Source organism: Actinomycetospora sp., assembly GCF_055612215.1.
Window position 1 is genome coordinate 1 of the sequence record NZ_JBVPVA010000752.1, and the last position, 7,403, is coordinate 7,403.

General features: G+C 76.4%; 9 protein-coding genes. 5 read left to right on the forward strand and 4 right to left on the reverse strand.

Annotated features, from left to right (window positions below; all coding sequences use genetic code 11):
- Positions 1–93: 93 nt before the first annotated feature.
- The 3 genes from manB (at position 94) to AC0CYZ_RS20470 (ending at position 2,662) form a co-directional block, all read left to right on the forward strand.
- Positions 94–1,149, forward strand: a complete 1,056-nt coding sequence (gene manB, locus AC0CYZ_RS20460) for a mannose-1-phosphate guanylyltransferase (RefSeq protein ID WP_472218679.1) — start codon at positions 94–96, stop codon at positions 1,147–1,149.
- A 91-nt stretch (positions 1,150–1,240) separates the two neighbouring features.
- On the forward strand, positions 1,241–2,104 hold the full coding sequence (locus tag AC0CYZ_RS20465; RefSeq protein ID WP_472218682.1) for a DNA-3-methyladenine glycosylase family protein: 864 nt from the start codon (positions 1,241–1,243) through the stop codon (positions 2,102–2,104).
- 3 nt (positions 2,105–2,107) lie between these two features.
- Complete coding sequence (locus tag AC0CYZ_RS20470) at positions 2,108–2,662, forward strand: helix-turn-helix domain-containing protein (protein ID WP_472218667.1); 555 nt, start codon at positions 2,108–2,110, stop codon at positions 2,660–2,662.
- Between the two features lie 15 nt (positions 2,663–2,677).
- Here AC0CYZ_RS20470 and AC0CYZ_RS20475 read toward each other — a convergent pair whose 3' ends face one another.
- From AC0CYZ_RS20475 to AC0CYZ_RS20490, 4 genes are read right to left on the reverse strand one after another with little or no spacing between them, the layout of a single operon-like run.
- On the reverse strand, positions 2,678–3,211 hold the full coding sequence (locus tag AC0CYZ_RS20475) for an NUDIX hydrolase (RefSeq protein WP_472218669.1): 534 nt from the start codon (positions 3,209–3,211) through the stop codon (positions 2,678–2,680).
- Complete coding sequence (locus AC0CYZ_RS20480; RefSeq protein WP_472218671.1) at positions 3,208–4,581, reverse strand: coenzyme F420-0:L-glutamate ligase; 1,374 nt, start codon at positions 4,579–4,581, stop codon at positions 3,208–3,210. Before AC0CYZ_RS20480 ends, AC0CYZ_RS20475 begins: the two co-directional genes overlap by 4 nt.
- The gene (gene cofD, locus AC0CYZ_RS20485; RefSeq protein ID WP_472218673.1) at positions 4,574–5,536 is read right to left on the reverse strand and encodes a 2-phospho-L-lactate transferase; all 963 of its coding nucleotides are present in this window, start codon (positions 5,534–5,536) and stop codon (positions 4,574–4,576) included. The genes AC0CYZ_RS20480 and cofD overlap by 8 nt, the downstream gene beginning before the upstream one ends.
- Before the next feature lie 53 nt (positions 5,537–5,589).
- A complete protein-coding gene (locus AC0CYZ_RS20490; protein WP_472218675.1) occupies positions 5,590–6,351 on the reverse strand; it encodes a site-2 protease family protein in 762 nt (253 codons plus the stop codon).
- A 301-nt stretch (positions 6,352–6,652) separates the two neighbouring features.
- Between AC0CYZ_RS20490 and AC0CYZ_RS20495 the strand changes: the two genes are divergently transcribed.
- Together AC0CYZ_RS20495 and AC0CYZ_RS20500 are read left to right on the forward strand one after the other, a co-directional pair.
- The gene (locus tag AC0CYZ_RS20495; protein WP_472214743.1) at positions 6,653–6,892 is read left to right on the forward strand and encodes a WhiB family transcriptional regulator; all 240 of its coding nucleotides are present in this window, start codon (positions 6,653–6,655) and stop codon (positions 6,890–6,892) included.
- Positions 6,893–7,077: 185 nt separating this feature from the next.
- The coding region (locus AC0CYZ_RS20500; protein ID WP_472218677.1) for a glycosyltransferase family 2 protein at positions 7,078–7,403 on the forward strand (326 nt) is incomplete at its 3' end.

Genomic DNA, 7,403 nt, shown 5'->3' on the forward strand with positions numbered 1-7,403 from the left:
CCACCAGGGAGGTCGGTCGTGGACACCACGGGGGGACGTGCGGGCACGCGAGCGGGCGGGGGCGGAGCCGCGCTCGGGGGAACGGCGGCGGTCGTGCTGGTCGGGGGGCAGGGCAGCCGGCTGCGGCCGCTGACCGCCTCGACGCCCAAGCCCATGCTCCCGACCGCGGGGGTGCCCTTCATCGGCCACCTGCTCTCGCGCATCGCCGACGCGGGCATCCGTCGGGTGGTGCTCGGCACCTCCTACCGCGCGGAGGTGTTCGCGGACTACCTCGGCGACGGCTCCGCCTTCGGCCTGCAGCTCGACTGCGTGCCCGAACCGGAGCCGCTGGGCACCGGCGGAGGGATCCGGCACGCGGCCGACGCGCTCGAGGCGGACTACGACGAGGTCGTGGTGTTCAACGGCGACATCCTCTCGGGGGTCGACCTGGGCGCCGTCGTCGCGGAGCACCGCACCGCGGGCGCGGACGCCACGCTGCACCTGGTGAAGGTGGCCGATCCGTCGGCGTTCGGCTGCGTGCCCACCGACTCCTCCGGGCGGGTCCAGGCGTTCCTCGAGAAGACGCTCACACCGCCGACCGACCAGGTCAACGCCGGGTGCTACGTGTTCCGGCGCGAGGTGGTGGACGCGATCCCGTCCGGGCGCCCCGTCTCGGTCGAGCGGGAGACCTTCCCGGGCCTGCTGCGCGCCGGGGCCCGGCTCCAGGGGCACGTCGAGTCGTCCTACTGGCTCGACCTCGGCACGCCCGCCGCCTTCGTCCGCGGCTGCGCCGACCTCGTGCAGGGAATCGCGCCGACGTCCGCGCTCCCCGGCCCGGTCGGGACCGCGCTGCTGCTCCCGGGCGCGAAGACCGCGGCCTCGGCGTCGCTCTCGGACGGCACGACCCTGGGCCGCGACGTCGTCGTGGGCGACGGCTCGCGCGTGATCGGGTCGGTCGTCATGGACGGGGCGCGGATCGGGGACAACGTCACCGTGACGCGTTCGGTGATCGGCCCGGGCGCGGTGATCGGCGACGAGACCGTGGTCAGCGACGCGGTCGTCGGCGACGGGGTCTCGGTGGGGGCCGGGTGCGAGCTGCGTGAGGGCGTGCGGCTCTGGCCCGGCATCACCATCCCGGACGGCGGTCTGCGATTCTCGGGGAGTGCCTGACGTCCTGCCCGCCCCCGAGCCGCGGGCGGAGCATCCCGACGCCGGCGGAACGGCCCGGCAGCGCCGGTGGGAACCCGGCTACGTCCTCGACATCGGGGCGCTGATCGGGCCGCTGCGCCACGGTCGCGGCGACCCGACGTGCCGCGTGGACGAGGCCGGGGTCGTGTGGCGGGTGTGCTCGACGCCGCCGGGCCCCGCGACCACGCGGATCCGGCGGGTCGGCACCGAGGTCGTCGCCGACGCGTGGGGCGCGGGCGCGGAGTGGGTGCTCGACGGCCTGCCCGCCCTGCTCGGCGCGGACGACGACGACACCGGCTTCGTCGGGCACCACCCGATCGTCGCCGACGCCCGGCACCGGATGCCGGGCCTGCGGCTGGGCTCGTGCGGGGCGGTCTGGGACCAGCTCTTCGCCGCGGTCCTCGAGCAGAAGGTCACCGGGATCGAGGCGCACCGCTCGTGGCGGGAGCTGTGCTGGCGCTTCGGCGCGGTCCCGCCCGGCCCCGCGCCGCGCGGGATGCGGGTGCCCCCGACGCCGCGCGACACCAGGGCGATCCCGGACTGGGAGTGGCACCGGGCCGGCGTGGACAGCGCCCGGCGTCGGGCGATCCTCGCCGCGGCCACCGTCGCGCACCGGCTGGAGCGCGCGGTCGAGCTGCGCGGGGTCGAGGGCCGGGCGCTGCTGCGCAAGATCCCGGGCATCGGGGTGTGGACCGCCGCCGAGGTGGCGCAGCGGGCGTGGGGCGACCCGGACGCCGTCTCGGTGGGCGACTTCCACATCCCGTCGACCGTCGGCCACGCCCTCGTGGGCCGCAAGCTCGACGACGCCGGGATGCTCGAGGTCCTCGCCTGCTACGCCCCGCAGCGCCAGCGCGCGGTCCGCTACATCGAGGCGTCGGGGTTCCGACGGCCGCGGTTCGGGCCCCGCTACTCGCCGCGCGACTTCCGCGGGATGTAGCGCGTGGAGGGGTGGAGCGCGGCCGAGGTGGCCCGGGCGAGCGGGGTCCCGGTGCCGCAGCTGCGGGCGTGGGAGCGCAGCGGGCGGCTCGTGCCGGCCGAGCGTCCCGACGACGAGGGCGGCCGGCGGTACGGGCACGCCGAGCTCGTGGCGTTGCAGCGCCTCCTGGTCCGCGCCGAGCTGGGACTGCCCGACGACGTCCCCGCGGACCCCGGGCAGCTCGTCGAGGCGCTCGAGGCGGTGCGTGAGCGCCTCGACCGCCAGGTCGCCGCGCTGCGGGCCGGCGCCGCGGGGTCGGCGGATCCGACCGTGCTGTTCGACGGGTTCGGCGCCGATCCCGTGGCGGCCACCGACGCCCTCGACGACCTCGGCACCGCCTGGGCGCGGGCCTGGGCCGCGGGCGAGGCGGTCGACTCGGCCACCGCCCGCGACCTGGCCGCCCGCCACCGCTCGCTCGCCGGCCCGGACGTCACGGAGGCGGTCGCCGCGGTGCTCGACCGGCACGCGCTCGGCGCCGCGGCCTACGCGCGCGACGCCCTGGCGGTGGCGCCGGCCTGATCCCGGCTCCGGGGTTCAGCGGGCGAGGGCCCGCCCGAACGCCACGTCGTCGGGCAGCTCGTCCAGCGGCCACCACCGCAGGGCCACCGACTCCTCGCTGCGGTGCGCCTGCGCCCCCACGGGCGCGCGGACCAGGTAGCGGACGTCGAGGTGGCGCGTCGGGACGCCGAGCGAGCACGTGATCGGGTGGACGTCGACGTGGATCGGCGCGGCCGAGATCGTCAGGCCCTCGATGCCCGACTCCTCGGTGGCCTCGCGCAGCGCGGCCCCGGCCAGCGTCGTGTCCTCGGGTTCGATGTGCCCGCCGAGCTGCACCCAGCGCCCCACCCGCGGGTGCAGCGTGAGCAGCGCGTGCTCGCCGGCGTCGTCCACGACGAGCGCGGACGCCGTGAGGTGCCCGGAGGCGCAGGAGCGCGCGCACGCGTCGGGCACCCGGGCGAGGTAGGCCAGCAGCGCCTCCCGGACCGCGGCCTGCCCGGGGTCGGGGGCCTCCCAGGCGGCCAGGACGGCGATCGCGTCCGCGTGCACCGCGGCGGTCGGCTCGCTCACCGCTCCACCAGCCGGTCGTCCGGGCCGGACTCGGCGCGGGGCGCGGGCGGCTCCGCGGCGTGCCCGAGCGCCACCGCGCCGAGCGGCTCCCACGACGCCGGCAGCTCGAGCACCGAGCGCGCGACGTCGGCGGCGAAGATCGTCGACCCCACCCAGCAGGAGCCCAGCTCCTCGGCGGCCAGCGCCACCAGCAGCCCCTGCACCGCGGCGCCGCCGGCCACGGTGAACATGGTCCGTTCGCAGCCGGCCCGGCGGTCGTCGGGGTAGTCGTGCGCCCCGCCCTCCGCGCCGCGGACCAGGAACGGCAGGACCAGTTCGGGCGCCTCGCGCAGCAGGTCCCCGCGGGCCGTCCGCCGCGCGACCTGCTCGGGGGTGAACCCGTCGCGGGCGAGGTCGGCGCGCCAGGAGTCGGCCATCGCGTCGAGCAGCGCCGCCCGCCGCGCGGGGTCGCGCAGCCAGACGAAGCGCACCGGGCGGGAGTGGTGCGGCGCCGGGGCCGTGAGCCCCGCGGCCACGGCGCGGCGCACCGCGTCGGGGTCCACCGGGTCGGGCGCGAAGGCCCGCACCGAGCGCCGCGCCGCCACGGCCTCGCGTGCGCCGCGGGCGAGGGCCTCGGCGGTGCCGAGCCAGAACAGGTCCTCCTCGACGGGGCGCACCAGCTCGCCCGCCGAGCGCCCGGCCCCGATCAGGTGCCGCAGCCCGCGCACGACGGCCACCGGCACCCCGCCGAGCTTGCCCTTGACCAGGTCCGCCGCGGCCGCGACCTCGTCGGCGACCGCGACCTCGGTGACCAGCAGCTCGTTGCCCTGGGCGTCGACCGCCCCGCCGTAGCCGTGCAGCGCGACCAGCCCGGCCGACCCGATGGCGGCGTCGGTCTGGCCGAGCCGCCAGCACCGGCCCATGGTGTCGGTGACGACGACGGCGACGCGCACCCCGAGCGCGGCGGCGAGCCCCGCCCGCAGCGCCTCGGCCGAGCCGTCGGGGTCCTCGGGCAGCAGTGCGACCTCGTCGTCCGCCACGTTCGACCCGTCGACCCCGGCCGCGGCCTGCACGATCCCCAGGCGGTTGGTGACGATCTTCGTGCGGCCCTTCGTCGCGAGGACGCGCACGGTCTCGTCGTCGATCAGCGCGCGGCGGGCGGCGTCGCGCGCCTCCGGGTCGCGTGGCACCGACACGAGCCGGCCCTCGACCTTCGAGAGGACCTTCGAGGTGACGACGACGACGTCGCCGTCGGCCAGGGTGGGCCGCAGGGCCGTGGCCAGCGCCGCCGTCAGGTCGTCCCCCGGCCGGAACTCGGGCAGCCCGGGGACGCCCCACGCCGTGAGACCGCCCGTCGCCGCGTGGTCGGTGTGGGTCGCGACCTCAGACACCGGCTAGCCCCACCACGTCGAGCGCCTCACGCACCATCGCGGCCGTGGCCTCGGCGTCGCTCATCAGCAGCGGCACCGAGCGCACGGCCACACCGGGCACCTCGGCGGTGTCGCCGGAGTGCACGAGCCAGCCGTCGAGCAACCCGCCCTCGGACCGCGCCCCGTAGTGCCGGGCGACGCCCTCGGCGGAGACCTCCACGTCCACCGCCGACAGGCAGGCCTCTGCCATCCCGCGCACGGCCCGCCCGTCGATGATGGGCGAGATCCCGACGACGGGGCCGGGCGCCTGGGCGAGGGCGGCGCGCATCCCCGGGACGTCGACGATCGTCCCGATGCTCACCACCGGGTTCGACGGGGCGAGCAGCACGACGTCGGCCTCGGCGATCGCGGCGAGCGCCGCCGGGCAGGCGGTGGCCTGGTCCCGGCCCACCGAGGCGAACCCGTGGGCCGTCGGCTCCGCGTGGTGGCGCACCCACCACTCCTGGAAGTGCACGGCGCGGCGCTCGCCGGTCTGCGGGTCGTCGATCACGACGTGGGTCTCGATGCGGTCGTCGCTGGCCGGGACGAGCGCGACCCCGGGCGCCCAGCGGCGGCACAGGGCCTCGGTGACCTGCGAGAGCGGGTAGCCGGCCCGCAGCATCCGGGTGCGCACCAGGTGGGTGGCGACGTCGCGGTCACCCAGCCCGAACCACGTCGGGTCCGCCCCGTAGGCCTCGAGCTCGGCCCTGACCGACCACGTCTCGTCGTCGCGACCCCAGCCCTTCGCGGTGTCGATGCCACCGCCGAGCGTGTACATGCACGTGTCGAGGTCCGGGCACACCCGGAGCCCGTGCAGCCAGATGTCGTCGCCGACGTTGACGACCGCACGCACGTCGGCGCCCTCGCCCAGGGCGGCCAGGACCCCCTGCAGGAATCGCGCGCCGCCGACACCCCCGACCAGAACCGTCACCGTCACACCGCAGATCGTGCCCCTGCCCCCCGACGGTCCGCCGGGGGAGGGGGACCCGATCACCGCTGCCAGAAGAAGAAGAGCTCCTGGCCGAGGCTCGCGAGGGTGCTGTCCCCGCCGACGGCGCCGTAGACGAACGACGCGAGCGCGAACAGCGCCGTCGCCACGGGCCGCACGAGGACCAGCAGCCCGAAGAGCACCAGCGGGGCGTACGGGGCGAAGCGGGAGACCGCCAGGCGCGTGGAGTCCGCCAGGTAGGGGTCGAGGATCCCCCACCCGTCCAGGCCGGGGATCGGGAGGATGTTGAGGATGAACGCGAGGACCTGGATCAGCGCGAGGAAGGACAGCCCGGCCCCGAGCAGCGGCGGCACGAGCGGCACCAGCAGGGCGAGCAGGAACGCCAGGACCAGGTTCGTGAGGGGACCGGCCGCCGAGACCGCGCTGGCGGCCGCCCGGGAGCGCAGCGCTCCCCGCCGGATCCACACCGCCCCGCCCGGCAGCGGGATGCCGCCGATGAGCAGGAACAGCAGCGGGAGGACGAACGTCAGCCCGACGTTGGCGTAGCGGCGGATGTCGAGGGTGAGGTAGCCCATCCCGCGCACCGAGTGGTCCCCGCAGCGGTCGGCGACGAACGCGTGCGAGAACTCGTGCAGGCACAGCGACACCGCCCAGCCCGCCAGGACGAGGATGACGATGCCCGCCGTCACGGCGATGCGGGTCCCGATCAGGGTGAGGGCCCCGCCGCCGGCCGTCACGAGGACGAGACCGAGGAAGACCGGGCTGATCCGGGGGGAGCTCCGGGCGGAGAAGACGCTGGCCACGAATCCAGTGTCCCAGGCCCGCGATAGGCTTTTCGCCACGCTGCGTCGCCGTCGGAGTACATGCGTTCACCGCAGGTGACGACCGTCCGTCGCGACATGCGGCCAGCCGTGTACTCCCGCTTGACCCGGATGGAACGACACCGCTGTAATTCACCCCGAGGTACACGCCGGTGCGGGGCCGGCGCTCCGCCAGCTGGGGAGTGCTAGCGGTGGTGAGGGAGGCCGTGTGAACGGTGTGGAGAGCGGGTCGGTGGTGCTGGGCAGCGTGGGGTCCGGTGGGCGGGACGTCCTGGGGGAGTTGATGGCCCTCACGGGTGAGGACGAGCAGGAGTGGCAGGAGCGCGCGCTCTGCGCCCAGACCGATCCTGAGGCGTTCTTCCCGGAGAAGGGCGGCTCCACCCGGGAGGCCAAGCAGATCTGCAACAGCTGCGAGGTCCGGGCCGAGTGCCTGGAGTACGCGCTCGGGCACGACGAGCGCTTCGGGATCTGGGGAGGGCTCTCCGAACGGGAGCGCCGTCGCCTCAAGCGTCGAGTCGTCTGACGCGGGGTCGGAGACGAGGTGGCGCGTCCGTCCGGCGGTCGACGGTCGCGCCCGGACCCCTGACGGCCGCGCGGGAGCGCCCTTCTACTCTCGTCATCGCCCGGCGCAGGCCGGGACCGACGACGGCGTGACGACGGCGGGCGCTCCGGACGCACCCGGGGCCGCGTCGTGGGAGGGACGGACGCGTGGCCCCGACGGCGCCCGTACTGGCCGTGCTCGTCTGTCACGACGGCGAGGCCTGGCTGCCGGAGACCCTCGGCGCGCTCGGCCGGCTCTCCGTGGCCCCGCGTCGGGTGATCGCCGTCGACACCGGCTCGGTCGACTCGACCCAGGACCTGCTGCGCTCCTCCAACGCCGTCGACGTGGTGCTCGACCTGCCGCGCGACACCGCGTTCGGCACCGCCGTCGCCGCGGGGGTGGCCGACGCGGACCGTCGGTGGGGCCGCTCGGGGGAACGCGGATCGGGCGACTGGCTCTGGGTGCTGCACGACGACGCCGCTCCCGAGCCGTC

Coding starts and splice junctions, on each gene's coding strand:
- AC0CYZ_RS20495 (WP_472214743.1), top strand. CDS start 6,653: ATGGCCCTCACGGGTGAGGACGAGCAGGAGTGGCAGGAGCGCGCGCTC.